At 62.3% G+C, this 25111-nt stretch carries 22 protein-coding genes; 7 read left to right on the top strand and 15 right to left on the bottom strand.

The features are described from left to right. Positions 1 to 190: 190 nt before the first annotated feature. The 4 genes from D0550_RS04075 to D0550_RS04060 all read left to right on the top strand — a co-directional run bounded on the left by D0550_RS04075 (position 191) and on the right by D0550_RS04060 (position 6452). Positions 191 to 2035 carry a putative Ig domain-containing protein gene (locus tag D0550_RS04075; RefSeq protein WP_153067026.1) on the top strand — a complete coding sequence of 615 codons (1845 nt, stop codon included), beginning with the start codon at positions 191 to 193 and terminating at the stop codon, positions 2033 to 2035. A 176-nt stretch (positions 2036 to 2211) separates the two neighbouring features. Beyond that, positions 2212 to 3588, top strand: a complete 1377-nt coding sequence (locus D0550_RS04070) for a M16 family metallopeptidase (RefSeq protein ID WP_161965628.1) — start codon at positions 2212 to 2214, stop codon at positions 3586 to 3588. An 11-nt stretch (positions 3589 to 3599) separates the two neighbouring features. Beyond that, positions 3600 to 5072 (top strand): M16 family metallopeptidase, encoded by a 1473-nt coding sequence (locus D0550_RS04065; RefSeq protein ID WP_116807830.1) that lies wholly within the window; start codon positions 3600 to 3602, stop codon positions 5070 to 5072. A gap of 21 nt (positions 5073 to 5093) precedes the next feature. Then, positions 5094 to 6452 carry an NTP/NDP exchange transporter gene (locus D0550_RS04060; protein ID WP_116807829.1) on the top strand — a complete coding sequence of 453 codons (1359 nt, stop codon included), beginning with the start codon at positions 5094 to 5096 and terminating at the stop codon, positions 6450 to 6452. On the opposite strand, the gene D0550_RS04055 is transcribed toward D0550_RS04060, so the two are convergent. From D0550_RS04055 to D0550_RS04040, 4 genes are all read right to left on the bottom strand, one after another. Then, on the bottom strand, positions 6449 to 8257 hold the full coding sequence (locus D0550_RS04055; RefSeq protein WP_116807828.1) for a TonB family protein: 1809 nt from the start codon (positions 8255 to 8257) through the stop codon (positions 6449 to 6451). The genes D0550_RS04060 and D0550_RS04055 overlap by 4 nt on opposite strands. Positions 8258 to 8314: 57 nt before the next feature. Beyond that, positions 8315 to 8764: a chemotaxis protein CheX gene (locus D0550_RS04050; RefSeq protein WP_116807827.1), complete on the bottom strand. Its 450-nt coding sequence runs from the start codon at positions 8762 to 8764 to the stop codon at positions 8315 to 8317. Beyond that, a complete protein-coding gene (locus D0550_RS04045) occupies positions 8754 to 9173 on the bottom strand; it encodes a response regulator transcription factor (protein WP_206606077.1) in 420 nt (139 codons plus the stop codon). Before D0550_RS04045 ends, D0550_RS04050 begins: the two co-directional genes overlap by 11 nt. Positions 9174 to 9236: 63 nt before the next feature. Continuing rightward, positions 9237 to 11549: an ATP-binding protein gene (locus D0550_RS04040; protein WP_153067025.1), complete on the bottom strand. Its 2313-nt coding sequence runs from the start codon at positions 11547 to 11549 to the stop codon at positions 9237 to 9239. Between the two features lie 587 nt (positions 11550 to 12136). Between D0550_RS04040 and D0550_RS04035 the strand changes: the two genes are divergently transcribed. Together D0550_RS04035 and D0550_RS04030 are read left to right on the top strand one after the other, a co-directional pair. Continuing rightward, the gene (locus D0550_RS04035) at positions 12137 to 12607 is read left to right on the top strand and encodes a hypothetical protein (RefSeq protein ID WP_153067024.1); all 471 of its coding nucleotides are present in this window, start codon (positions 12137 to 12139) and stop codon (positions 12605 to 12607) included. A gap of 239 nt (positions 12608 to 12846) precedes the next feature. Beyond that, positions 12847 to 13638, top strand: coding sequence for an endonuclease/exonuclease/phosphatase family protein (locus tag D0550_RS04030; protein WP_422664255.1), 792 nt, complete (start codon positions 12847 to 12849; stop codon positions 13636 to 13638). An 11-nt stretch (positions 13639 to 13649) separates the two neighbouring features. Here D0550_RS04030 and D0550_RS04025 read toward each other — a convergent pair whose 3' ends face one another. From D0550_RS04025 to D0550_RS04010, 4 genes are read right to left on the bottom strand one after another with little or no spacing between them, the layout of a single operon-like run. After that, positions 13650 to 14498, bottom strand: a complete 849-nt coding sequence (locus tag D0550_RS04025) for an NYN domain-containing protein (RefSeq protein ID WP_116807823.1) — start codon at positions 14496 to 14498, stop codon at positions 13650 to 13652. Continuing rightward, positions 14499 to 15482 carry a magnesium transporter CorA family protein gene (locus D0550_RS04020; RefSeq protein ID WP_116807822.1) on the bottom strand — a complete coding sequence of 328 codons (984 nt, stop codon included), beginning with the start codon at positions 15480 to 15482 and terminating at the stop codon, positions 14499 to 14501. A gap of 28 nt (positions 15483 to 15510) precedes the next feature. After that, a complete protein-coding gene (locus D0550_RS04015) occupies positions 15511 to 16383 on the bottom strand; it encodes a thiol:disulfide interchange protein DsbA/DsbL (protein ID WP_116807821.1) in 873 nt (290 codons plus the stop codon). Positions 16384 to 16435: 52 nt separating this feature from the next. Beyond that, on the bottom strand, positions 16436 to 17044 hold the full coding sequence (locus tag D0550_RS04010; RefSeq protein WP_116807901.1) for a c-type cytochrome: 609 nt from the start codon (positions 17042 to 17044) through the stop codon (positions 16436 to 16438). A 121-nt stretch (positions 17045 to 17165) separates the two neighbouring features. Here D0550_RS04010 and yihA point away from each other — a divergent pair, with 121 nt between their 5' ends. Further along, positions 17166 to 17759 (top strand): ribosome biogenesis GTP-binding protein YihA/YsxC, encoded by a 594-nt coding sequence (gene yihA / locus D0550_RS04005; protein ID WP_116807820.1) that lies wholly within the window; start codon positions 17166 to 17168, stop codon positions 17757 to 17759. A gap of 375 nt (positions 17760 to 18134) precedes the next feature. Here the strand turns inward: yihA and D0550_RS04000 are convergent, their stop codons facing one another. From D0550_RS04000 to argB, 7 genes are all read right to left on the bottom strand, one after another. Continuing rightward, positions 18135 to 18755 (bottom strand): outer membrane beta-barrel protein, encoded by a 621-nt coding sequence (locus D0550_RS04000; RefSeq protein WP_116807819.1) that lies wholly within the window; start codon positions 18753 to 18755, stop codon positions 18135 to 18137. 39 nt (positions 18756 to 18794) lie between these two features. Then, positions 18795 to 19313, bottom strand: a complete 519-nt coding sequence (locus D0550_RS03995) for an outer membrane beta-barrel protein (protein ID WP_116807818.1) — start codon at positions 19311 to 19313, stop codon at positions 18795 to 18797. A gap of 146 nt (positions 19314 to 19459) precedes the next feature. Then, on the bottom strand, positions 19460 to 22204 hold the full coding sequence (gene polA / locus D0550_RS03990) for a DNA polymerase I (protein ID WP_116807817.1): 2745 nt from the start codon (positions 22202 to 22204) through the stop codon (positions 19460 to 19462). Next, positions 22204 to 22521 carry an LPS translocon maturation chaperone LptM gene (gene lptM, locus D0550_RS03985; RefSeq protein WP_116807816.1) on the bottom strand — a complete coding sequence of 106 codons (318 nt, stop codon included), beginning with the start codon at positions 22519 to 22521 and terminating at the stop codon, positions 22204 to 22206. The genes polA and lptM overlap by 1 nt, the downstream gene beginning before the upstream one ends. 31 nt (positions 22522 to 22552) lie before the next feature. Further along, positions 22553 to 22981, bottom strand: a complete 429-nt coding sequence (locus tag D0550_RS03980) for a hotdog fold thioesterase (protein ID WP_116807815.1) — start codon at positions 22979 to 22981, stop codon at positions 22553 to 22555. 23 nt (positions 22982 to 23004) lie between these two features. Next, positions 23005 to 24192, bottom strand: a complete 1188-nt coding sequence (argH, locus tag D0550_RS03975) for an argininosuccinate lyase (protein WP_116807814.1) — start codon at positions 24190 to 24192, stop codon at positions 23005 to 23007. After that, positions 24189 to 25109 (bottom strand): acetylglutamate kinase, encoded by a 921-nt coding sequence (gene argB / locus D0550_RS03970; protein ID WP_116807813.1) that lies wholly within the window; start codon positions 25107 to 25109, stop codon positions 24189 to 24191. The genes argH and argB overlap by 4 nt, the downstream gene beginning before the upstream one ends. Positions 25110 to 25111 lie beyond the last annotated feature (2 nt).

Raw genomic sequence — 25111 nt, 5'->3', positions numbered from 1 at the left:
ACGCGCGATCGTGTGAAGAACAACGACAACAAGCTGCCGATAGCGCACGCCCCCGTGCGCGCCAATCTTTCTTTGCGCTTCGAGCGCCGCGCATGCGTTGCGGCGACTGCCTTTTTTCCGGAACACAGCAGCGCGATTCAGCGCCGGTCCTCGGACCGTCGTTGTCGTGCGCGAAGCCAAGGTACGAGCAATGATTCCAACTATTTTCGGGAAAACCTTCCTGCAGCGGGCCCTGCTGGCGTTGATTGCCGCGTCATTGGGAGCATGCGGCGACTCTAGTGACGATGGCGCTGTAACGGGACCAGTCAGCGAGCAGTCGCCGCCGGCAGGCGGTACTGCCGACGATCCGGCGCTGCCGGTGCCGGCGAATCAGCCGCCCGAAGTGGATGGCATTCCTGCGGCCACCGCGACTGCGGGGCAGCCGTATCGGTTCGAGCCCAGCGCGATCGATGCGGACGACGACTTCCTCGAGTTCTTCATCACCAATCAGCCGGCGTGGGCCAGCTTCGACTCCGAAACCGGCATCCTGAGCGGCACGCCGCAAGACGCCCACGTGGGCGACTCCCAGGAAATCACGATCAGTGTCACCGATGGCCGCGACACGCGCTCCATCGGTCCCTTCACGATCAAGGTGAATGGCCGGACGCAGCCGCCACCGCCGCCCAATAATCCGCCGACCATTTCCGGCACGCCGGCGACGTCGGTGATCGTGGATCAGCGCTATCTGTTCCAACCCACGTATTCCGATCCTGAGAACGATCGTCTGCGCTTCACGGTGTCCAATCGTCCGTCGTGGGCGACCTTCAGCACCCAGAGTGGCGTGTTGAGCGGTACGCCGGGCGCAGCGAACGTCGGTACGTATTCGAACATCCGCATCAGCGTCAACGACGGCACGAGCACCGTCACGCTGCCGGCGTTCTCCATCCAGGTGCGCGGCCTCGACAATCGCGCGCCTACCATCAGCGGCACGCCGACCACTAGCGTGCAGGCGATGCAGACGTACACCTTTACCCCGCAAGCCAGCGATGCGGATGGCGACACGCTGGTCTATCGCATCAGCAATCAGCCGCGCTGGGCGACGTTCAGCGCTGCGACCGGCGTTTTGACCGGCACACCGTCGACGACCGACATCGGCACTTACTCGAACCTGATCGTCAGCGTGAGCGATGGCCGCGTTTCGACGTCGCTGCCTGCGTTCTCGATCGTGGTCTCGGCCGCGCCCAATCGCGCGCCGACGATTTCCGGCTCGCCATCGACGAGCGCGAGCGTCGGGGCGGCGTATTCGTTCACGCCGACCGCCAGCGATCCGGATGGCAACACCATCAGCTTCTCCATTCAGAACGCACCGAGCTGGGCGCAGTTCAGCACGGCGACGGGCCGCTTGAACGGCACGCCCACTGCGGCCGGCACGTTCTCGAACATTCGCATCAGCGTGACCGATGGCAACCTGACTGCGACGTTGCCCGCGTTCTCCATCAACGTCACCGGCGCGAGCAATCGTGCTCCGACGATCAGTGGCACGCCGGCGACGACCGTGTCCTCGGGTGCCGCCTATAACTTCCAGCCGACGGGCAACGACCCCGATGGCAACACGCTGACCTACAGCATCGCGAACCGCCCATCGTGGGCGTCGTTCAACACGTCGACGGGACGTTTGTCCGGCACGCCGACGGCCTCGAACGCGGGCACTTACTCGAACATCGTGATCTCGGTGAGTGACGGAACACTCAGCGCCTCGCTGCCGTCGTTTGCGATCACTGTGGTGCAAGCGTCGACCGGCAGCGCGACGTTGTCGTGGACACCGCCGACCCAGAACACCGACGGCTCGTCGCTGACCAACCTGGCCGGCTATCGGATCGTGTATGGACGCACCGCGACCAGCCTCGATCAGACTGTCCAGGTCGCAAATGCCGGCACGGCGAGTTACACGATCACCGGGCTCACGTCGGGCACGTGGTACTTCCGCGTGAAGGCGTACAACAGCGGTGGCGGTGAAAGCGACGTCTCCAACTCGGGCTCGAAGACCATCCCGTAAGCGACCGTACCGAGCACGCAGAATCCTTCCAAGGCCCGCTTCGCGCGGGCCTTTTTCTTGTCGTCGGCCCGATCTGACGAGTCTGTCAGGATGATCGATGGGTCGAATTAATGATGTATTCTCGGCCGGATCTGCAATCCCAAAGCGGCGCGCGCCGCGATAACGGAGTGGTCACCATGAGACCCCGTCGATACGGCGTCTGTCTGTCTCTCGCTTTCGCCCTGCTGCCCACCATGCCAGCAATTGCTGCGACACCTGCCGCGGTTCGTGTAGATTTTTCCGAGCACACGCTGAAGAACGGCCTGCGGGTGCAGTTGGTCGAAGATCACACTACGCCCGTGATCGCCGTGAATGTCGCGTACGACGTGGGTTCCCGCAACGAGCGTCCCGGGCTCACCGGCTTCGCCCACCTGTTCGAGCACATGATGTTCAAGGGGTCGAAGAACGTCGGCGACGGCGAGCACTTCTATCAAGTGCTGACCAACGGCGGCTCCATGAACGGCACCACCAGCTCCGACATCACGCTGTACTTCGAGGCGCTGCCGGCGAATCAGCTGGAAATGGCGCTGTTTCTCGAGTCCGATCGGATGCGCTCGCTGGACATCACCCAGGCCAAGCTCGACAACCAGCGCCAGGCGGTGCAGGAAGAGCGCCGCATGCGGATCGACAACCAGCCTTATGGCCGCTCGTACGAGCGCTTCGATGAAGTGTTCTACGACAAGTTCGGCTACCAGCATTCCACCATCGGCTCGATGGAAGATCTCAACGCAGCCAGCGTGCACGACGTGGCGGAGTTCTTCCGCATCTACTACGCGCCCAATAACGCGGTGCTGACTGTCGTCGGTGACTTCAAGCGCGAGCAGACGCTGGCCATGATCCGGAAGTACTTCGAGGACATTCCTCGTCAGCCCGCGCCCCCGGCGGTCGATCTGGTCGAGGCTCCGCAGACCGCCGAACGGCGCGAGACGCTGACCGACGCTCTGGCGCGCGCGCCGCAGATTCTCATCGGCTACAAGATCGGCGTCGGCAACGATGCGGATCAGGCCGCGTTGCAGGTGCTGTCATCGGTCCTGCAGGGCGGCGACAGCTCGCGGCTGTATCAAAGCATCAGCAAGGAGAAAGAGCTGGTCAGCAGCATCGGCGGCTACGTCGAAGAGCGCATCGGCACCGGCGGTTTCTATGTCATCGCCACCGTGCGGCCGGATCAGAAGCCGGAAGTGGTCGAAGCCTCGATCTATGAAGAGATCGCACGCATCACCGAAGAGCCCATCGCCGATTGGGAGCTGCAGAAGGCACGCAATGCGACTCGCCTCGGTTATCTGCAGGGTATCCGCAGCGCGCAGAACCGCGCCAACATTCTGGGCCGCTACACCATCCTGTACAAGGATCCGCACCTGATCAACACGCGTCTGCAGAAGATCGATGCGGTGACGCGCGCCGACGTGCAGCGAGTCGCCAAGAAATATCTGATTCCGACCGGCCGCACCGTGTTGACGACGTTGCCTGCGCCGATCGCCGCGCCGGCTCCCGCGCCAGCTACCCCTGGCCCGTAAGCGAGCACGCCATGAACAAAGTCATTCATAAGAACTCCGTGCTCGCGCTGCTCTCATCGCTGGTGATCATGCAAGCATCCGCACAGGCGCCTGCGCCTACGCCGCCCGCGCCTGCCGGCGCGTCGACCAAAGGCGTCGAGTTGAAGGGCAAAGTGCCGGTCAATCCGCAGACGCTGCGGGTACAGTTGCCGAAGCCGCAGGAAGCCGTGTTGTCGAACGGCCTGCGTGTGTCGCTACTGGAAGATCACAAGCTGCCGACGTTCTCGATGCAGCTGTACTTCAATGGCGGTGGCCTGGCCGATCCGGCGGACAAACGCGGTGTCGCGATGGTGACGGCGAGTCTGCTGCGCGAAGGAACCAAGCAACGATCGAGTCGCGACATCGCCGAGCAACTCGCGACACTCGGAGCCAGCTTGTCCTCGAGCTCCGGGCCGTCCTCGGGCGAGAGCGTCGTCTCCGTGACCGGCCTGAGCGACAACATCGATGCAACCCTGGCGATTGCGGCCGATGTGATGCGCAATCCCACGTTCCCGGCGTCGGAGCTGGATAAGTTTCGGGCGCGCTTTCTGGCTCAGCTGCAGATCCAGCGAGGCAATCCTGGCTTTCAGGCCCAGGAGCAATTCATGCGCGTCATCTATGGCGAGCATCCCGGCGCGCTGGTGGTGCCGAGTGAAGCAGTTATCAAAGGACTGACCAGCGCCGATCTCGCGAGCTTCCACGCCGCCCGCTATCGCCCCAACAATGCGTTCCTGATCGCGCACGGCGACATCGGCTTGAAAGATCTGGTTGCCAAACTCGAGCAGCACTTCGGCAACTGGGCCAAGGCAGATGTCACCAAAGTGTCGTTGCCGCCGCCCAAGGAGCCGCAGAAGGCGCGGGTACTGCTGGTCGATCGGCCGGGGTCGGTGCAGACCTCGCTGTGGGTCGGCTCGCTCGGCATCGAAAGAGACAGCAAGGACTACTTCGCCATGCTGGTCATGAATCACATTCTCGGTGGCGGCCCGGCGTCCCGATTGTTCATGAATCTCAGGGAGGACAAGGGCTATACGTACGGGGTCTACAGTTCATTCACCGGCACGACCTTCCCGGGCGTCGTGGTTGCGAGCACTGACGTGCGCACCGCGGTGACCGAGGGCGCGATGCAAGAGCTCGATGTGGAGCTGCAACGCATTGCCAATGAGCCTGTATCGGAACGGGAGCTGACAAATGCGCGGCGCGCGTTGATCGGCCGCTTCGCGCTATCGCTGGACTCGCCGCTGTCGCTCATGGGAAATCTCGCGACTCAGAAAATCTACAAGTTGCCGGCGGATTACTGGGACACCTACCCGCAGCGTGTGGAAGCCATCACGCCCGCCGATATCCAGCGCGTCGCGAAGAAATATTACGCCCGCGACCGGCTGCAGATCATCGCAGTCGGCGATGCCGCGCAGGTCAGCAAAATCCTGGAAAAGTACGGGACAGTCGAGTCGGCGACTCCGATGTAACACACTCAGCAAGAACAACACATGAATACGCCAACGCACGCTCCGCCATCGCCTTTTGCACGGTTGTTGTCACGCCTCGCGCCGATCCAACCCGCGGAGATCGGGGCGGTGGTGGCCGCGTTCTTCCTGTTCTTTTTCATGTGGAGCGGTTACTTCTCGGTGCGGCCGGTGCGCGAGACCATCGGCACCATCATCGGTCGCGACAAGCTGGCCGATATCTGGATCATCACCTCCATCGTGTCGGTGCTGATCATTCCGTTGTATGGCGTGGTGGTGGCGCGCTTTCGCCGCAGTCGGTTCCTGCCCTGGATGTACGGCATCGTCGCGGTCGTGCTGGTGTTCACCGGCCTGTCGTTGCACGGCAAAGAGATCAATCTGGCCGCGGGCAAGTTCTTCTACGTGTTCATCAGCGTGGTGAACCTGTTCCTGCTGTCGGTGTTCTGGAGCTTCCTGCTGGAGCTGTTCGATCGTCAGCAGACCAAGCGCCTGTTTGGCGTGATCGCCGCGGGCGGTAGCGCGGGCGCGCTGATGGGGCCGTTCATATCGGATATCGCCGTGCCGTACATTGGCAACAGCGGCGTGTTGTTCTTTGGTGCGTCGCTGTTCGTTGCTGCGATCTTCTGTCAGCGCGTGCTGCTCGGTGTGTGGTCGGAGCGCACCGATGTTTCCAATCGGGCGGAGGACCGGCCCATCGGCGGCAATCCATTTGCGGGCATCACCATCATCCTTCGTTCGCCTTACGTGCTGGGTATTGCCCTGTTCGTCGTGGGCATCTCGTGCGTGAATACCCTGCTGTATTTCGAACAGCTGCGTATGGTCGAAGAGCATTTCCCCGGCCTGGAGAATCGCACGCAGATCTTCGCGCGCTTCGACTGGATCGTGCAGGGACTGACGGTGCTGTCGCAGATCTTCCTGACCGGACGCATCGCCGAGAAGTTCGGCGTCAAGGCGCTGATCACCTTCGTGCCGGTGATCATGATTTTCGCGTTTGCGGGATTGGCCATGTCGGGCGCCTTCCAGGTGCTGATGGTGGTCGTGATCGCGCGTCGCGCGATGGAGTATGCGTTCGTGCGGCCGGGTCGAGAGATGTTGTGGAGCCCGCTGGACAAAGAAACGAAGTACAAGGCCAAGAACACCGTCGACGTGCCGGTGTATCGCGGGTCCGATGCGTTGTCCGCTCAGTTGAACAATTGGGTTGCCGGTGCCGGCTTTGGCATCGCCGCGGTGGCCTGGCTCGGAGCGGCGGTCGCGGCGCTGTGGGCGATACTGGGTTACTGGTTGGGGCGCAGCTTCGAGGATAAAGAGAAGCTGCAGGGCAACGCCTCGCAACCCGCGGCGACGCGGCTCAATCAGTCGGATGATCGGCGCGTTACCGGCTAGTTATTCAGCACGAATCTGACTTGCAACACGGCGCGCTGGGCCACCGGCGCGCCGTTTTTGCGAATGGGCTCGAAACGCCATTTGCTCACGGAGTCCAGTGCGGCCTTGTCGAATACTTGCTTGGGCGCGGAGTCGCGAACGTGCAAGTCGCGAGTGCTGCCGTCCGGCGCAATAGTGAATTCGACTTGCACCCAGCCTTCGGTACCGGCGCGCTGGGCATCTCTTGGATAAACCGGCGGGACTTCTCGAACGCGTTTCAACGAGGCGGCGAGTGCGACGTTCTTGGCGAAGTCGCGTTGTTCCTGGGCGGCCGACAGTTGTTCCTGCAGCGTGCGAACTGCCTGCATGCCGGGAATCAGAGTATTGGCGCGATCGATCAATGTCGCCGCTTCGTCAATGTTCTCGGCGGCCAGTGCGGTGCGCGCGCGATCCAGCAGAACGAATGCCAGGCGCTGCTGTTCGCTGCGCACTTCTTCAGCATCCGGATAACGCTCGCGTAATGACATTACGTTGTCGAACGCGTTGTTTCCAGCGGGCGCGATGAGCGCGCCGCGTTCGCGAAGACTGGTAACAGCAGCGACCTGCTCGGCCAGCGACGGCCCTTGAGCTTCGGCGAGTGCGGTCTCCGCATCGTTCTCGTCTGCGACTTTTTCCGCCGCGGCTTCCTGCTCAGCAAGTTCGCGAGCTATCGCTTCCGCTAACTCGCGCTCAGCGGCAGCCGCTGCGAGGCGCTCGGCTTCAGAATTCCCGGCGGACACAACAGTTGTATCGCGAATGGCGGGGGAATCATCTGATCCAGCCGACGTGGGGGCTGCCGTGCTCGTACCGGTGGGCGGCCGAGGATTGTTCGCAACGCTCGCCGGCGCCTTTGGCGTCGTACGAGACAGAGCCAACAACTGCGTACGCAGAGCATCCAGACGTGGATGATTCGGAGCGGCTCGTTGCAGCGCTGTCCACGTGGTCACGACGCGAGGCGCATTTCGATCGTTCAATGCTTGGATGACACGTTGTTCGAGCGTGTCGACGACTTTCTGTACGCCCGCCTTGGCATCGGCGTTGTTCGCGTCGAGCGTCAACACGTCTCGATAGTACTGCAGGGCATTGTCGCCGCGCGGATCGATGAGACGACCGCTCAGATAAGCGATCTGCGCGCTGCCCAGCTTGGATTTCACTTGATCTTCGATCGGCGTGTCGCCGACGTGCGTGGTCTGCAATGTCGCGGGCAAGCCCTGGTCGCGTGAATGCCACCAGAGGCCGAATGCCACTACCGCCGCGAGCACGCCGCTTCCGGCCGCGATCGCTTTGCCGAGATACGGACGTTTGCGAGCAATGATGCGCACCGTCTGCAAAGCAATGGGCTGCACATCACGCAGCTCGTTATAGCGACGGGTCGCCGCGTTGAGGAACTGGAATGCACGACCCGGCGAGATGGGCTTGTGCAGGAAACGATAGATTCGACCGGTGCTGAGCAACGACGCGATCGCGCCTTCCTGTTCACGCCGGCCGGTGGCCATGAAGATCAGGTCGGGGAATTGTGCCTGCAGCCGTCCCAGCAGCGTGGTCACATCGCCACGCAGCGAGCCCAGATCGACAATGAGCACGTCGCAGCGGCCGCCGACCAGATGGTCGACGGCGGCATCGGCGGAAGGAACATCCCACAGAGCGTGCTCGGACCCTGCAGAGGACTGCAGGGCCGCGAGCAAGCCAGCATCGGAAGTCAGTACGACGACATCAATGACCTGACCCGGCCGCGCCGCCGTGGTGCGGACCGTATTGAGAAAGTCATCGGGCCGCGTACTGGGCACTTCATCCTCGCAGGTCCGGCGAAAGTCACGCCTTTCGCCGGCCGTTATCGACAGGGCCTACTCGAGACAAACGACCAGTTGCGCCGAATGACTGCGCCAGTTGATCGGAATGACGAAGGAGCGGATGTTGTCGGGAGTGACGATTTTCTCGGGCTCGCCGGCTACCACGGTCGGCACCGAGATCATGAAGTCCTTGCCGAAATCGCGACGTGCGTTGCCGGAGATCGTATTGGCGACTTCGCCCACCAGGTCGCACATGTTTTCCTGGGTCAGCTCGGTTTCGCCCATGCGCATCAGCATCACCGTGAGCATCGGGCGCGACGCGGTGAAATAAACGATGCCACGACGTTTGCCGGCGATGGAAATCATGCCGGTGAATTCCTGAATCGTGGGTTTGCCTTCCTGCACGATATAGGGCGAGCCGACCGAAGCGGGCTGGTTGGCCGCGGTCGCGAAGTAGTGCGTCGTTCCTTCGACGAACGTTTCCAATTCAACTTTAGTCATCATTGCCGGCGCCCCTCAACAGCTCTTCCAGCGCTTCCGTAAGCTGGCGATCTGTGAATGGTTTGCATAGGAAGCCATTGGCGCCCTTTTTCAAAGCTTCGATGGCGGTGGCTTTGTCGGAGAGCGCCGAAATCACCAGGATGAGAACGTCCGGCTTGATCTTCACCAGGTTCTCGACGCACTCGATGCCGTCCATCTCGGGCATCGTGATGTCCATGGTGACGACGTCCGCCGGCTCCTTGCGGAAGGCCTCGACGGCCTGTTTGCCATTCGCCGCGGTGGCGATCACTTGCAGACGCTCGATCTGCAGTTCCCGCTCGATTTTGCGGCGAATTATGTTCGAATCGTCACAAATCATGAGCTTGAGCTTCCCGTTCGTCAACGGTGCAGCCTTGGCATTGGCACTCGCCATTACAGTCCCTCTTAGTCTTCAGTATTTCCAGGGCGAAGTATTCGGTCCGTCACATAGAGGCGATCAGGCGGCCACCGCGCTTTGGGTCGCGGGCAACCAGATCTTGAACTTGGAGAATTTGCCGCCGGCCGAGGCCAGGCCGACGCGGCCGCCCAGCTCGGCGACCAGAATGCGCACCAGATCCATGCCGGCGCCGCGACCGGCGTCGGTGGTGACGCGGTCCGCCGTCGAGAAGCCGGGGCGGAAGATCAGCGCCATGGTCTGACGCGGATCGAGCAGTGCCGCCTGGGCCGGAGTGATCAGGCCGCGTTCCACGGCGACTTCCTTGATCCGCTCCAGCTGCAAGCCACGGCCGTCGTCCTGCACGATCAGCTCGAAACCATCCGTGCCGCGCGGCGTGAATTCCACGGCCAGGGCGCCAGTCGCAGCCTTATTGGCCTTGGTGCGCTCGCCCGGCTCTTCGATGCCGTGCACGACTGCGTTGCGAACCAACTGAATGGTGATGTCCTTGACCGCGCGACGATAAGTCTCGGGCACGGCGTCCAGGCCGGCGCAACGCAGATTGACCTGCTTGGACTGGCTGCTGGCGACGCGGGCGGCGAGATCCTCGAGCGTGCGCTCCAGGCCGCCAATGGCACTGGTGGTCTCGCCCAGATCCGGCGGGGCGGTGAGCGTTTTGGTGATCTGCGTCTGATCCTGACCGGCCAGCCACTGATCGACCTTCTCGGCCTGCACTTCGCCACCGGCGGTGCGGCGGCTGGCAATGGCGTGATGCAGATCGACCAGTCGGCTCAACATCTCGCGCACCTGGGCGAGGTGGTTGAACAGATCGTCCAGCTTCACGACCAGCGGCAGGAAGTCGCTACCCGACAGCGACTGCCGGCCCTTCAGGTCGTTCAGGGATTCTTCGAACGCGTGGGCGCGCTGCTCGACGGTCTTGAGGCCCAGCGCCGCCGCTTCGCCCTTGACCGCGTGTACCTGACGGTAGATGCCGTCGATCTTGGCGCGGAACGCCGATTCTTCGCGCGCCGGCTCCTTGAGGATGGAGTTCACCATCTTCAGCGACACGTCGGCGTCGGTGAGGAAGCTGGTCAGGCTGTCCGGCTCCACGTGCAGGATGCGCAGCAGCAGGTCGAGCTGGGCCTGAGCCTTTTCCTGCGACTCCTGCAGCTCGCGAGACAGCATCACGCGCTTGGTCACATCGTTCACCGTCACCAGCAGGTGGGACAGCGAGCCTTCTGATTTCACGCGGTTGAAGTCGAATTCCAGGAAGTGGGTATCGAAGCCGCCGGCCGGGTTGTCGAAGTGCACCTCGACCTCGTTCAGCGGGTTGATGGTCTTCACCAGCTTCTCGTTGACCCGCTCGCCCCACAGCAGTGCAACGTAGTCCATCGCGGTCCTGAGGGTCTTCTCCGGGACGATGTCCTTGAGCAGCTTGTCGAAGGTCAGGTCCAGGAATTCTTCGCGGCGGAAGATGTTGTTGAGCGCCATGGAGCGCTCGCTGCCGAGCTTCAGGTCCTTGTCCAACAGGAACAGGCCTTCGTTCACGGTGCGCAGAATGTCCTGCGTTTCCTTGCGCTGCCGGTTCGAGGAGGCCTCTTCCTTGCGCAGGTTGCGGGCGAAGAACAGGAAGATCGCGCCGAGCAGCAGCAGGGCCGCGACCATGCCGCCGATCTGGATGTAACGCAGCGTGTCGGTCTGTTTACGGCTGTGCGCTTCGACCTGAGTCGACAGGGTGACCATCACCTTGGAAAGCTGGCCATGGGCGGTGTTGCCGTAGGCCGTGAGCTCTTCCAGGGCTGTCTGTAGGCGGCGGCCGCGTGGGCTGAGCTGAATCGTCGGCGCTGCGGGCGGGGCGGCAACGACGGGAGCGGCATTCTTGCCGTTCGCAGCTGGGGCCGGAGCTGGAGCGGGGGCTGGCTGCGTCGTCACATAGGGAGAGCCGGAGAAGCGCAAGATCGGGTCGAGCTTGGCCTTGTAGCCGTCCCACAGCTTGCTGCCGTTCTTGAGCTGCTCGACCGCGGCGGGCTCGGTCATGGCGGGCAGCACGATGATCTCGCCGGCGCTGTCCGTGATCATGCCGCCGTTGGCGAGGCTGTTCAGGGAACGATCGAAGGTGGTGGCCGCCTTACGCAGGCTTTCCAGCGCCTCGTCGATTTTTTCGCCGTTTCGCAGGCGTTGCACCAGCTGGACGCTGGCGTCATACACCGCGTGCGGCTGCTGCGCCTGGTTTTCGAGGAAGCGCACCCCCGCGACGTTGTCCGAGAACTGGCCGGCCTTGCCGTGGTTCAGCGCCAGGATGATGGCGATGAACACCAGAAAGCCGGTGATCGCGAACACGATTCCTTTGTACCGACCTAGATCAAGAATTCCCATGTCTCTTCCCCTTGATCGCGCGCGCCGCAGGCCACGCAGACCTACCCTCGAGCCGGAATATGCGAACCGCCCGCCCATGTCTTCCCAGACTGCGGCTGCTCGCTCCCTGATGAACAAGTATCTAATCTGACAATAAGCACTTTGACTGTCGCTCGACTGAGTTCCCGTTTTTTAAACGCGAAAACATGCGCCAGTTCAAAGTTTCGCGCAGTCGGGTGCGCGAAACCCGCTTGTCTCGTTACCGGAAAGGCTGAAACCCGCTGCCGGGCCCGTCTTAGCCCCCGCGCTCACGTGCGGAGGAGGGCCTGCTTCGTTGCTGTGACAGGACTGCAACAGCGCGCCCCCGATACATTGTCGAAGGCGCTGCAGCAGACAGTTTTGCCTGCGGGGGTGGGGTCAAGTCAATGGCGCGTTTATGCGACAAGCAGGTGTTTTCGACGCTGTTGCAAGCAGTTACGCACCGCGATACGTAATCTGGGATGCTCGACAAGCCCGTGGCCGCCGCTCATGATGCGCTCTCGCGATGGATCAACGCCCCCCGTTCAGTTGGCCGCGCGCCGACTTGCCTCAAGGAACGTCGTAGGGTCATGAGCAAAATAGAATTCAAATCGCACGTGCCCGTTGCGCAAAAAGCGGCGCTGGAAGCGCTGTTGTTCTTCAATGCCTGCCAGGAGCGGGTCAGTGCCTGCATTGCCGACGCCATCGAAAAATTCGGTGCGCCGGAGATCGTCGCCGATCGCGACCGACTGCGGATTCATATGAAAGGTCTGCCGGAAGTGCAGTCGCTGTTCGCCATCGATACGGAAACGGGCCGGCCCGTCGGCGTCGCCGTGTATGCCCGACAAGATATCGAACATGTCACTGTCGTCCACATCGGTATCACCTCTGAGTTCGCGAGCGGCGGCCGGCGCGCGAACGAGCAGTTGCTGTTGAAGCTGTTGCGTGAAGTCCGGCGCTCCACACGGCGTGTCAAAGGCATTCGCACCATGGATCTGTTCTACGCCACCGCCACTGGCCGCGCCGCCGCGCCGCGCGCGTCAGCCAAAATTCTGATGTAAACGTTGATATCGCCGCGCTCGCTGTTTTTAATGCGGGCCTGGCAGCGAGTCTCGGGTTCATCGAATTGTTCCGGCAAGCATTCCTACGAATCACTGGCAAGCTCGCGATCCTTGGCACAGTTGGCGTCTGGCTGTGTGTGCTGGCCGGACTGCTCGGTCAATTCGCGTGGCCTTTGGATTTGTTTGCTCACTTTCGCGTGCAGTACGCGGCACTGTTTTTTCTGTTTGCCTGCGTACTGATGTTGTTGCGACGTTTCTGGATTGCCGTCGTCGCGGCGGCGGGGTTCGGCGTCAGCGTGGTGCCGTTGCTTCCCTACATCGCCGGCGACTCCGTGCCTGCGGCAGTCGCGGCCGCGCGCGAACAAACATTCCGCCTCGTGTCTTTCAATGTCTGGTTCCGCAATCCCGACATGATGCAGGTGGCGGATTACATCGAAAAGTCACGAGCGGACGCGGTCGTGTTGCTCGAGCTCACCGCGCCCCAGGCGGAGGCGCTGTTGCCGCTGTTGCCCACGTATCCTCACTATCACATGGACACCAGCCGCATGGGCGCCGCGGTGTTCACCAAGTGGCCGGTCATCTCGGCAGAGTCGGTGCCNCGGGCGCTGGCGCAGGGTGGTGCGATTGCCGCGCGGATGATGCTGGATTGGCATGGCACGCCGGTGAGTGTGCTCGGGGTGCACCTGAACTGGCCACTCGGTCCGCGCAACTCACAGTTTCGCAATCAGGAGCTGGATGCACTGGTCGCTTTCAGCAAGGCGCAGCGCGGACCGCTGCTGGTCGCTGGCGATTTCAATCTCACGCCCTGGTCGGAATATTTCAGCGACGCGCTGGAGCAGTCGGGGCTGCATGACGCCGCGCTGGGCTTCGGGCTGGCGCGCAGCTGGCCATCGCAGTTCGCGCCGGTCGGCATACGGATCGATCATTGTTTGCTGTCGCGGCACTGGCGCAGCATGGCCACGAGCGTCGGGCCGGCGCTCGGCTCGGACCACCTGCCCGTCGTGGCCGACGTGTCGTTACAACGCCCCTGATCGTCGAATCGTTATTCCGGGCGCGGCGCTCGATGGATGATGTAACCGCCGGACTTCTGATCCGGCTCTAGCGTCAGCAGCTTGCGCTGCTGCGCCTCTTCGAGCAGATCGCTGAAGGTGCGGAAGCCGAAATAACTTTCGTTGAAGCCGGGATTGCGGCGCTTCAAGGTCTGTTTGACCATGGAGCCCCAGATCTTCTCGTCCTCGCGCTCCTCGGCCAGCGCATCGATGGTGTCGACCACCAGATCGAAGGCTTGTTGCTTGCGATCTTCCTCGGTCGCTTCGGGTCTCGCCGCCTTCGGGGCTTCCGTTCCAGCGGTGACCGCTGCCGGCTTCGCGGCTGCGGGCTGCTTGCGGCGCGCGCGTTGATGACGTTTCTTTTCTTCCTGCCGCACCAGATCGTCGTAATAAATGAACTCGTCGCAATTGGCGATCAGCAGGTCCGAGGTCGAGCTCTTCACGCCGACTCCGATCACGGTCTTGTTGTTCTCGCGCAGCTTGCTGACCAGCGGCGAGAAATCCGAGTCGCCGCTGATGATGACGAAGGTGTCGACGTGCGCCTTGGTGTAGCAAAGGTCGAGCGCGTCGACCACCAGGCGGATATCGGCGGAGTTCTTGCCCGAGATCTTCACGTGCGGGATCTCGATCAGCTCGAACGACGCCTCGTGCATGGGCTTCTTGAAATCCTTGTAGCGGTCCCAGTCGCAGTACGCCTTCTTCACCACGATGCTGCCCTTGAGCAGCAGCCGCTCGAGCACGCGGTCGATGTCGAACTTGGCGTACTGCGCATCGCGCACGCCAAGCGCGATGTTCTCGAAATCGCAGAACAGCGCCATGCTGGTGATGCTGTGGGCGACCATCTACAACCAACCTTTGCGTTTGAACAGCCAGAAAGTGACGCCCATCGAGGCCACCATCAGGCCGATGGAAAAGGAAAAATTACTGTACTTGCCCGGCAGGTCCGGCAGCAGGGCGAAGTTCATGCCGTAGATGCTGGCAATCAGAGTCGGCGGCAGGAACAGCACGGCCGCGACCGAGAAGATCTTGATGATGTTGTTCTGCTCGACATTGATCAGGCCGAGCGTCGCTTCCAGCAGGAACGAAACCTTCGAGCCCAGGAACGAGGCGTGATCGGACAACGACAGCACGTCGCGACTGATGGAATGAAACCGGTCGCGCTGCTCGGTGCTGATGCCGGGCACCGACTGCTGCACGAACATCAGCAGGCGCCCGAGGCTGACCAGGCTTTCGCGGCCCTTGGAGTTCAGCTCGCCGTTGAAGCCGATGCGCTCGATCATCGCGCGCAGGTCGCGGCTGGTCGGTTGGCTATTGCCGTTGCGGGCAAAGATGTTGCTGGAAACACCGTCCAGATCGGCGCCGATCCGCTCGAGCACGTCGGCGATGCGCTCGATGAATGCTTCCATCAGGCCCGCGAGCACGGTGACGGCATTGGAGCAGGCCGCGGGATGCTTGCCCGCGTAATTGATGAACTGCTGAAACGGCTTGGTGTCGAGAAAGCGGTTGGTGATCAGCCGATTGCCGGCGAGGATGAAGGTCACCGCCGTGCTGATCGGCCGATCGGTGTCGAGCTGCGCCGCCACCGTCGTGGTCATGTAGAGCGCGCCGTTGTCCTCGTACAGCCGGTTGGAGGTCTCGATCTCCTTCATTTCCTCGCGCGTCGGCACTTCGACGCCGAACGAGGCCTCGACCAGCTTTTCTTCCTCGACGGTGGGGTCGAGCAGATCGATCCACACCGCCTGCGTCGGAATCGGCGGCCCGTCGTCGCCCGTGCCGAGCTCGACCTTGGTCAAGCCCTGCGCTGTCGGGACGAAGATGTTCAGCATGACTGCAGCCGGGGGCGCCGCTTCAGCATCAGCCGCCGTGCTCGTGAGCCGCCAGCTCGTTGATCAGACCGAACAGCTGGCTTTCGCCGCCGGCCGTGCCGATGTCGGTGCTGTACTTGCCGTTGACGATCACGGTGGGGACGGACTGGATGCGATAACGCTTGTTGAGGAAGTCCGCGCGCTGCAGCTTGGATTCCACTGCGAACGACGAGAACGTCTCGGTGAACTTGTCCTTGCTCACGCCATGCTGCTGGAAGAACGCGGCAATCTTGTCGACGGTGTTGAGCTGATTGCCGTTGACGTGCAGCTCGCGGAAGATCAGCGAGTGCAGCTCGTCGAGCTTGCCCAGCACTTCGGCGGTGTAAAAGATCCGGGCGTGCAGGCGGGTGCCTTCATTCCACATGGCCGGCACACGATCGAACTCGACGTACGCCGCCTTGCCCTTGTTGCGCCAGGATTCGATCGCCGGATCCAGCGAGAAGCAGTGACCGCAGCCGTACCAGAACACCTCGGTCACTTCGACCTTGCCGGGCGCGACATTGGTGGGCTGCGCCGGCACGATCTTCTGATAGTTCTGGCCTTCCTTGAACTTCGAGGACGTCGGCGACCCGCCGGCCGAGCCGCCGAGCTTCAGCGAGGGCTGAGTCGTCGAAGCCGTCTGCGGCTCGTTCGGCGTCGGCGTGTCGTCCATCTCGCTGACGGTTTCGGCCGGCGCCGCGATTGCCTGATCGGTCGCGGCCTGTTCCGTCGGCGCTGCTCCACCTTCCGTAGCTGCCGGGGCGGCCGCGGGTTGCTCGGCTGCGGGAGCCGCAGCAGGCGCCGGTGTGCTGGGCGCGGACTCCTGCTTACCGCAGGCGGCGAGCAGAACCAGGGTCGAGAGCAGGGCAGCGAGTTTGTTCATGCGTCGTTCCGAGCAAGTGAGACTTCAGGCGCGCTTTCGACTGTTAGTTCGATCAGCGCAGGCCCTGGATGTAAGAGGCCACGGCGTCGATTTGTTCGTCGCTCAGCTGGGCGGCCACGTTGCGCATCATTTGATTCGGATCAGTCTGGCGTGTTCCCGAACGGTACGCTTTCAACTGATTGATCGTGTAGGTGGCGTGCTGGCCCTTGATCTCCGCATAGCCGGCGGCCGGGTTACCCGAGCCATCCGGACCGTGGCAGGCCGCGCAGGCCGCGATGCCCTTGGCCGGGTCGCCGCCGCGGAACAGCTTCTGCCCCAGCGCCACCTTCGACGGCTCGGCTTCGAGCGTGCCGGTGGACTTCTGCGAGGCGAAGAATGCACCGATATCGGCCATGTCCTCGTCCGAGAGCGGCTTGGCCATCGGCGTCATCAGCACGTTCTGGCGCTGATCGTTCTTGAACGCGGCCAGCTGGCGCTTGATGTAGGTCTCGTGCTGGCCGGCGAGGTTCGGCCATTCGGGATTCACGCTGTTGCCATTGACTCCGTGACAGGCGACGCACGGCGCGGCTTTCGCCTGGCCTTTCTCGGCCGAGCCTGCGACGGGCTCGGCAGCGAAGCTAACGCCCGCCTGCAGGCCGCACAGAACGGTGAGCAGGACCATCGACTGAAACTTCATTATTCGTAACTCCGTAGCGGCGGCTGGCCAAAAGGCGCGGAATTGTACACTAGCGGTATGGCTTGCCAGCCAACCTACACACCATTCGCGCGTATACAGTCCAACCATGCCCCAATTCCCGCCCGTCGAGTTCCTCACCAGCTCCTGGCAACCGCGCCAGTTCCCCGCCGACCAGGGCGCGGAAGTCGCGTTTGCCGGCCGTTCCAATGCCGGTAAGTCCAGCGCCTTGAACGCCATCACCGGCCGCAAGGATCTCGCGCGGACCAGTAAGACGCCGGGGCGCACGCAGCTGATCAATTTCTTTGCCCTGAACGAGCAGCAGCGGCTCGCCGACCTGCCGGGCTACGGATACGCCAAAGTGCCCGAGAAAATGCGCGATCACTGGCGGCAGCTGATGGGGCGTTATGTGGAGACCCGGGCCTCGCTGGCGGGGGTGGTCATCGTGATGGACTCGCGCCGTCCGCTCACGGATTTCGACTGGCAAATGCTCGAATGGACCGGTGCGCAGAATTTGCCGGTGCATTTACTACTCACCAAAGCGGACAAGCTCAGCCGCAGCGAGTCCATGGCGACCCTGAAGAAAGTGCGCGCCGAAGTGGGCGAGGGCGTAACCGCCCAGCTGTTCTCGGCCGTGGCCAAGACCGGCGTCGATGAGGCCCGCAAAGAGGTCCTGGGAATGCTGGCGGCCGCGAAGGGCTAGCACATCACTTACCTCGTGCCACCCCAGGCACAGGGATGTGCCCGCCGCCTTCGGCGGTCTCCAGAAAAAAAGAACCCCGGCGACTTCTGGAGCCACCGGGGCAGTATTACCCGGCATGGGGATGGACCGGGTTACCGTCCACTCAGGGAGGTCAGCGGACGGGAGCGTCCTGGCCGACGCTCGGGAGTTATGACGCCCGCGACGGGCTAAAGTTCCGCGACTTTTTCACCGGATTCGTGTGAAAAAATCTTCATGGTTTCAGGTGGTTAACCGTAATCCGATTGCGACTCGCGAACCACATTCGGAAGCGTTGTGTGGCGCCACTTCCGTGGCTTCTGTAGCACACACACAACAAAGTGGTCTGACCAATTCAACCTAGAACTTATAGGTGAACCCCAGCGACAGCATGCTCAGCCAATCGCCGCTATCGCGGTCGTCCCAGTCGTCATCGTCCCACCAGTCCCGGGACTGGCGACCGGCGTCCAGCAGGATGCCCTCGTACTCGATCCGCACCGCGAAATTGTTCGCGCGGAACTGTGCGCCAATACCGAACAGCGGCTCCGTGCTCTTGTCGCTCACCGAGTTGTCGAAGCCGCGCGCACGGAATTTCGCGTCGACGCGGGCCACGCCCAGTCGGCCGAACAGGTCGAAGTTACGACCCAGCGGCAGCATGCCCAGCGCGCTGACCGAGACGGCTGAGTAATCAGCTTCCAGGTCGACGCCGAAGATACGATCCACGGGCTTGCCGAAATCGGTGTAGTTCAGTTCGACCGCGACCCAATCGATGATCCGATAGCCAGCCGTCAGCTTGTAGCCGGTGTCGTCGGCGTCGAACTTCTGGCCCGTGTCGTCATCCTTGAGTTCCAAGGTCGAATCGCCGATCGAACCGCCAATGTAGGGCCCTGCGAGGGCAGGGTCCCGCGCCAAGGCGGCGGGGCTCGCCGCGCACAGCGCAATTGGCAGTGCTAGCCAGCGGAAAGGCAAACGCAAACGCATTTCTTCTTTGCTCCGTTGTAATCCGTGTAGCGGATGTTTTTAAAGGAACGTGTAGGTCACGCCGAGCGAGAGCATGTTGGCGTCTCTCACGTTGTCGATCTCAAATTTTTCATACTCGGCGCGCACGCTCAGGCTGAGCAGGCGGAATTGCACGCCGACGCCGTAGGCGAAGTCGGTACCATCGTCGCGAATGCTGCCGACGTCTCTGAGCCTGATGTTACTGTCGTAACTGATGACGCCACCCTTGGCGAAAAGGTCTAGGGGTCCGACTGGCAGGAAGAACACACCGAAGCCGCTGATACCGTTGGCTTCCGCCGACACCCGGCCCTGCTTGGGCTCGCCGAAATTCACGTAGTTCGCCTCGATGCCGAACCAATCCAGCGGACGGATGCCGGCGATGATCTTGAAACCGGTGTCGTCGCCATCTACCTGTAGTGGGCCTTGATTGATGTCGACATTGGCACTGCCGAGGCTGGCACCGAGATAGATGCCGTTGTCGGCGGCCATGCTGGCCGTGCTCGCCAGCAACAGTGCGGTGGCCAGAATTGCTTTGCGCATGCTTAGAAGTCCTTTGAGATAACCAATGACATGTGACTAATAAATAGTCGGGCAGGGCATCAGGTTGCATCAGGATGCATGACCAACCTGAATCGGATATGAAATGTTGGCGAGGGCGCCGTGCGTGGCACGGCGCTGATGACCGATCAGTGCGCTTCGTCCCAATTTGCGCCGATGCCGGCATCCACTTTGAGCGGCACGCGCAACTCGGCGGCCCCGCTCATCAGTTCACGCACCCGAGCGATCAACTCCTCTGCCAGGTCGCGTCGCACTTCGAAGACAAGTTCGTCATGCACCTGCAGGAGCAGTCGCGCCTGGAGCTTGGATTGCGTCAACCAGTGATCCACATGAATCATTGCGCGCTTGATGATATCAGCTGCCGTGCCTTGCATCGGTGCATTGATTGCGGCGCGTTCGGCGGCCTGTCGCAAGCCCGCGTTGCGTGCGTTGATATCGTTTAGATACAGACGACGACCGAACACCGTCTCCACGTAACCACGCTCGTGCGCGAGTTGACGTGTTTCGTCCATGTAACGGCGCACGCCCGGATAACGCTGGAAATACAGCTCAACGTAACGTGCAGCGGTGCCGCGCTCGATGCCGAGTCGCGACGCCAGGCCAAACGCCGACATGCCATAGATCAAACCGAAGTTGATCATTTTCGCCGTGCGGCGCTGATCCGCGGTCACGGTGTCGAGAGTCATGCCGAACACTTCGGCCGCTGTCGCCAGATGGATGTCACGGTCTTCGCTGAAAGCTTTCAGCAGGCCTTCATCGCCCGACAAGTGCGCCATGATGCGCAGCTCGATCTGCGAGTAATCGGCCGCAACGATGCACATGTCTTTCGGTGCTACGAATGCCTGGCGGATGCGCCGGCCTTCCGGCGTGCGGATCGGAATGTTCTGCAGATTTGGATCGGCGGATGACAAGCGACCGGTCGCAGCGATCGCCTGTTGGTAACAAGTGTGCACGCGCTGCGTGGAACGATTGATCTGCAGCGGCAGCTTGTCCGTGTAAGTCGATTTCAACTTCGCGAATGCGCGGTAGTCCATGATGAGCTTGGGCAGCTCGTAACTCACCGCCAGTTCTTCCAGCACGTCTTCCGCCGTCGAGGGTTGACCCGTCGGTGTCTTACGAATGACTGGCAGGCCCAGCTTGCCGAACAGCACTTCCTGCAGCTGCTTGGGCGATTCCAGCGAAAACTGCTGGCCGGCGGCCGCGTACGCTTGTGCTTCAATCTCGCGCATGCGCGTGGCCAGCTCGCTGCTTTGTTTGCGAAGCAGGTCGCCGTCGAGCAGCACGCCCGCCTGTTCCATCTTCAGCAGTACGGGCAGGAGTGGCTGCTCGATGTTGTCGTAAAGCTCTTGCAGCGGCGGCAGCGCTTCGAGCCGCGGCCACAGCAGACGATGCAATTGCAGGGCGAGGTCCGCTTCCTCGGACGCGTAGCTCGTCGCGGTGTCGATGGCGACTTGATTGAACCCGATCTGTTTCGCGCCCTTGCCCGCGACGCTTTCGTACGGAATGGGATCGACGCCGAGATAGCGGCGCGAGATCGGCCCCAGCTCGTGCTTGGTCGCGGTGCTGTTCAACACGTACGACTCGAGCATGATGTCGAACTTATCGCCGCGCAACTCGATGCCGGCACGCTTCAGCACGTGGCCTTTGAACTTCAGGTCGTAACCGACTTTGAGTGGCTGCTCGGCTTCGAGCACGGGGCGCAGCGCGTTCAACACTGCGTCACGCGACAATTGCTCTGGAGCGCCTGGATAGTCGTGACTGATCGGCACGTAAGCGACGGTGCCGGGCTCGACGCTGATGGCGATGCCGACGATGTCGGCCTGCATGTAGCCGCTGGACGTTGTCGCCACATTCAGCGACATCACATTCGCCGATTTCAGCTGTGCGACCCATGTTTCCAGCGCAGCAGCCGTGAGGACTGTTTCATAGTTGCGCGGCACAGGTGGGGGCGGCGCGCCCTCAGCAGCGGCTGCCTCGGCGGAAACGGCAGCCGCCGGCGCCGAGGCGCTGGTGCCTTCATCGCCGACGATCTGCTTCAGCAGTGCGCGAAATTCCATTCGCGTGAACAGCTCTCTCAAACGATCGCGGTCGGGCTCGCCGACCCGCAATGTTTCGAACGGCTGGTCCAATTTCACTTTCAGGTCGATCGTCGCGAGCTTGCGCGATAGCTCCAGCTCTTTCATGCCGTTGCGCAGATTCTCGCCGACCTTGCCGGTGATGGCAGCGGCGTTCTCGACCAGCTTGTCGAGCGTGCCGTATTCGCCGAGCCACTTCGCCGCGGTCTTCGGGCCGACTTTGGGAATGCCGGGAATGTTGTCCGATGTGTCGCCGACCAGCGCCAGATAATCGATGATCTGTTCGGGATACACATCGAACTTGGTTTTGACACCCTCGCGATTCAAGCGCGAGCCGGTCATGGTGTTGACCAGCGTAATGCGCTCGTTCACCAGCTGCGCCATGTCCTTGTCGCCGGTGGAGATGATCACATCGTAGCCTTGTGCCGCGGCCTCGCAGGCCAAGGTACCGATCACGTCATCGGCTTCGACACCCTCGATGCGCAGTAACGGCAGGCCCATGGAGCGCACGCTGTCGAGCAACGGCTGCAATTGCGAGCGCAACTCGTCGGGCATGGGCGTGCGCGTCGCTTTGTACGCTTCGAACAGCTCATCGCGGAATGTTTTGCCGGGCGCGTCGAACACGACGGCGATCAGATCCGGCGACTCTTCCTTGCGCAGTTTCTGCAGCATGTTGAGCACGCCGAGCACTGCGCCCGTCGGCTCGCCACGCGAGTTGGTCAGCGGCGGCAACGCATGAAATGCGCGATACAAGTAACCTGAGCCGTCCACCAGGACGAGCTTGCGTTGTGCAGCCATTAGATACCCAGCGGTGGCGAAGTGGTGGCGGGACTGTCGGGATCGGGCGGAGAGACCGGCGGCAGCTGCTGCTGACCTGGCGTCGATGGGCTGGGAGTCGACTGATCGGTGCGGTCGCGATCTTTCTTTTGCGCCTGAGGGGCCGGTGGCGGCATGAGAACTTTGCTGCCCTCGAGCGCCGGCTGGGGCGGCGTGGAAGCCGGCGGCGGCACTTGCTGCTGGTGGTCGTCAGGTAAATACAGCGGACCTTTCAGCCCGCATCCCGCCAGGCTGAACAGCAGCATGGCCAACCCGACTCTGCGCGCGGATGATTTCATCGGCGCAGTATAAATGACCGTCCGGTCCGGGTCAGTTGTTGGCCTCGACCTCGATCACCGCCATGGTCAGGCGCGAAATGCACACCAGCTTGTCGCGCTCGTCGGTGATGCGAATTTCCCAGACGTGACTGCGGCGGCCGACATGCACCGGACGTGCGGTGCCAATGACGAAACCGCTGGAGACGCCACGGATGTGATTGGCGTTGATCTCCTGGCCGAGGCAGCGGTACTTGCTGGGGTCGGTGGTCAGCATGGCCGCGTAGCTGCCCAGTGTTTCAGCCAGCGCCACCGATGCGCCGCCGTGCAGGATGCCGTAGGGCTGATGAGTACGGTGATCGACTGGCATGCGGCCGCGCAGATAATCCGGGCCGATTTCGGTGAACTCGATGCCCAGATGCTCGGCCATGCCGATGCGCACGGTGAGATCCGCAAGCGTGTAGGGTTTGAACCAGATGGACATGCAACTTCTCTGAATCGGGACAGCTACTTTTTACGCAGCTGGTCACCGATGCGTCTATAGGCTTCGCGGAAAGAGATTCCTTCCTTGACGACCAGTTCATTGGCTTGCGCCGCCGCGTGGATCGACGGATCGAGTCGGATGCGATCCTTGCGGAAGGTCACGCCGGCCAGGGCCGACGGCAGAATGCTCAGCGTGTCCAGGCACAGGTCGATGCCACGGAACAGCGGCACTTTGATCAGCTGCAGATCGCGCTGATAACCCGACGGCAACTTGGCGACGATGCCCATCACTTCGAGCAGACAAGCCTGCGCGCTCGCGCTGCGGCCGCGGATCAGCTCGAAAACGTCCGGGTTGCGCTTCTGCGGCATGATCGAGGAGCCGGTGGTGAATGCATCCGGCAACGCGACGAACGAGAACTCCTGCGTGTAGAACAGCAGCAGATCGGAAGCGAGGCGCGCGACGTCCTGCATGACCAGCGAGATCTCGAACAACAGCTGCGCTTCGGCCTTACCGCGCGACAACTGCACTGCTGTCACCGGCTGTTGAACTGACGCGAACGCCAGCTTCTGTGCGGTTGCTTCGCGATCGATCGGCAGGTTCGGTGAGCCATAGCCGGCCGCGGAGCCGAGCGGGCTCTTCTGCAGACGACGATGTACCTGCTGCAATCCTTCGGCGTCATCGCGCAACTCGGCAGCAAAGCCGCCGGCCCACAATTGCACCGAGCTCGGCATCGCCTGCTGCATGTGAGTGTAGCCGGGCAACGCGATCTCGCCTTCGCGAGCCGCCAGGTCATCGAGCGCTTGCGCTGCGCCGTCGACGCGTTGTTTCAATTCATCGACCGCATCGCGCAGGTAGAGGCGGAGTGCGGTGAGCACCTGGTCGTTACGCGAGCGACCGAGATGGACGCGCTTGCCGGCCTCGCCGATGCGCTCGGTCAGCAGATTCTCCAGCGCTGTCTGACCGTCTTCATGCTCGAGCAGCACTTGCCATTGGCCGGCCGCGTGCTCAGCCGCGATGTCGGTCAGGCCGCGACGGATTGCTTCCAGATCCGCCGCTGGCAGGAAGCCCTGGGCATTGAGCATCTCGGCGTGCGCGATCGAAGCGCGCACGTCGTATTCAACCAGGCGATTGTCGAGCGCGTGATCCTCGCCCGCCGTGTACCTCAGTACACGCTCGTCGAGCGGCGCGCCCTTGTCCCAAAGGCGGCTCATGCGTGCTGTTCGGCTGCGCTCAACGCGCTGACGTTCTCGACCACCAGCGTGCCCGTGCCTTCATTCGTGAACACTTCCGCGAGAATGCTGTCGGTGGTCTTGTACGAAATCACGTGCACGCGACGCACGCCGCCGCGAATCGCCTCTTCGATGGCTTTGGCCTTCGGCAGCATGCCTTCTTTCAGGCTGCCCTGATCCTTGAGCTTCTTCAGGCCCGCCAGATCGGTGTACGAAATGATGGAGCGCGCATCTTCCAGCGACTCGAGAATGCCGGGCGCGCCGGTGACCAGCATCAGCTTCTCCGCCTTCAGCGCGGCGCCAATGCCGGCGGCCACCGTGTCGGCGTTGATGTTGAGCAGCGTGCCCTTGTCGTCGGCGGACACCGGGCTGACGACCGGCATCAAGCCATCGTCCAGCAACTGCTGCAGCACCTTCGCGTCGATCAGATCGATGTCGCCGACCAGGCCGTAATCGACGATCTGGCCTTCGACCTGCACAGGCGGACGCTTGTGAGCGCGCACCAGGCCCGCATCGACGCCACTCACGCCGACCGCGGCGATATCCAGCTCGCGGCAGATGCCGAGAATCTGTGTGTTCACCAGGCCATTGAGCACCATGCTGGTGACTTCCATGGACTTCTCGTCGGTGACGCGACGGCCCGCGACCATGCGCGGCGTGATGCCCAAGGATTCTTGAATCTGCGACAGCTGCGGACCGCCGCCGTGCACGAGCACGACGCGGATGCCGACCTGATGCAGGATCGCGACTTGTTCGATCAGCGTGCGGGTGGATTCGATGTCGCCGAACACACCGCCGCTGGCCTTGATGACGAACACCTTGCCCTTGTACATGCGAATGTACGGTGCGGCGCTGCGCAGAGCGCGAACGGCAACGGAGGGATCAGAGCGAAGCACCACGG

The sequence above is a fragment of the Steroidobacter cummioxidans genome (assembly GCF_003104955.1).
Note: the sequence above shows the minus strand (reverse complement) of the source record. Positions and strands in the feature narration are given on the sequence as shown.

What these genes read in the sequence shown, in the direction of transcription:
- D0550_RS04075 (WP_153067026.1), top strand. Translation starts at nt 191, where the DNA reads ATGATTCCAACTATTTTCGGGAAAACCTTCCTGCAGCGGGCCCTGCTG.
- D0550_RS04070 (WP_161965628.1), top strand. Translation starts at nt 2,212, where the DNA reads ATGAGACCCCGTCGATACGGCGTCTGTCTGTCTCTCGCTTTCGCCCTG.
- D0550_RS04065 (WP_116807830.1), top strand. Translation starts at nt 3,600, where the DNA reads ATGAACAAAGTCATTCATAAGAACTCCGTGCTCGCGCTGCTCTCATCG.
- D0550_RS04060 (WP_116807829.1), top strand. Translation starts at nt 5,094, where the DNA reads ATGAATACGCCAACGCACGCTCCGCCATCGCCTTTTGCACGGTTGTTG.
- D0550_RS04050 (WP_116807827.1), bottom strand. Translation starts at nt 8,764, where the DNA reads ATGATGACTAAAGTTGAATTGGAAACGTTCGTCGAAGGAACGACGCAC.
- D0550_RS04045 (WP_206606077.1), bottom strand. Translation starts at nt 9,173, where the DNA reads ATGGCGAGTGCCAATGCCAAGGCTGCACCGTTGACGAACGGGAAGCTC.
- D0550_RS04040 (WP_153067025.1), bottom strand. Translation starts at nt 11,549, where the DNA reads ATGGGAATTCTTGATCTAGGTCGGTACAAAGGAATCGTGTTCGCGATC.
- D0550_RS04035 (WP_153067024.1), top strand. Translation starts at nt 12,137, where the DNA reads ATGAGCAAAATAGAATTCAAATCGCACGTGCCCGTTGCGCAAAAAGCG.
- D0550_RS04025 (WP_116807823.1), bottom strand. Translation starts at nt 14,498, where the DNA reads ATGGTCGCCCACAGCATCACCAGCATGGCGCTGTTCTGCGATTTCGAG.
- D0550_RS04020 (WP_116807822.1), bottom strand. Translation starts at nt 15,482, where the DNA reads ATGCTGAACATCTTCGTCCCGACAGCGCAGGGCTTGACCAAGGTCGAG.
- D0550_RS04015 (WP_116807821.1), bottom strand. Translation starts at nt 16,383, where the DNA reads ATGAACAAACTCGCTGCCCTGCTCTCGACCCTGGTTCTGCTCGCCGCC.
- D0550_RS04010 (WP_116807901.1), bottom strand. Translation starts at nt 17,044, where the DNA reads ATGGTCCTGCTCACCGTTCTGTGCGGCCTGCAGGCGGGCGTTAGCTTC.
- yihA (WP_116807820.1), top strand. Translation starts at nt 17,166, where the DNA reads ATGCCCCAATTCCCGCCCGTCGAGTTCCTCACCAGCTCCTGGCAACCG.
- D0550_RS04000 (WP_116807819.1), bottom strand. Translation starts at nt 18,755, where the DNA reads ATGCGTTTGCGTTTGCCTTTCCGCTGGCTAGCACTGCCAATTGCGCTG.
- D0550_RS03995 (WP_116807818.1), bottom strand. Translation starts at nt 19,313, where the DNA reads ATGCGCAAAGCAATTCTGGCCACCGCACTGTTGCTGGCGAGCACGGCC.
- polA (WP_116807817.1), bottom strand. Translation starts at nt 22,204, where the DNA reads ATGGCTGCACAACGCAAGCTCGTCCTGGTGGACGGCTCAGGTTACTTG.
- lptM (WP_116807816.1), bottom strand. Translation starts at nt 22,521, where the DNA reads ATGAAATCATCCGCGCGCAGAGTCGGGTTGGCCATGCTGCTGTTCAGC.
- D0550_RS03980 (WP_116807815.1), bottom strand. Translation starts at nt 22,981, where the DNA reads ATGTCCATCTGGTTCAAACCCTACACGCTTGCGGATCTCACCGTGCGC.
- argH (WP_116807814.1), bottom strand. Translation starts at nt 24,192, where the DNA reads ATGAGCCGCCTTTGGGACAAGGGCGCGCCGCTCGACGAGCGTGTACTG.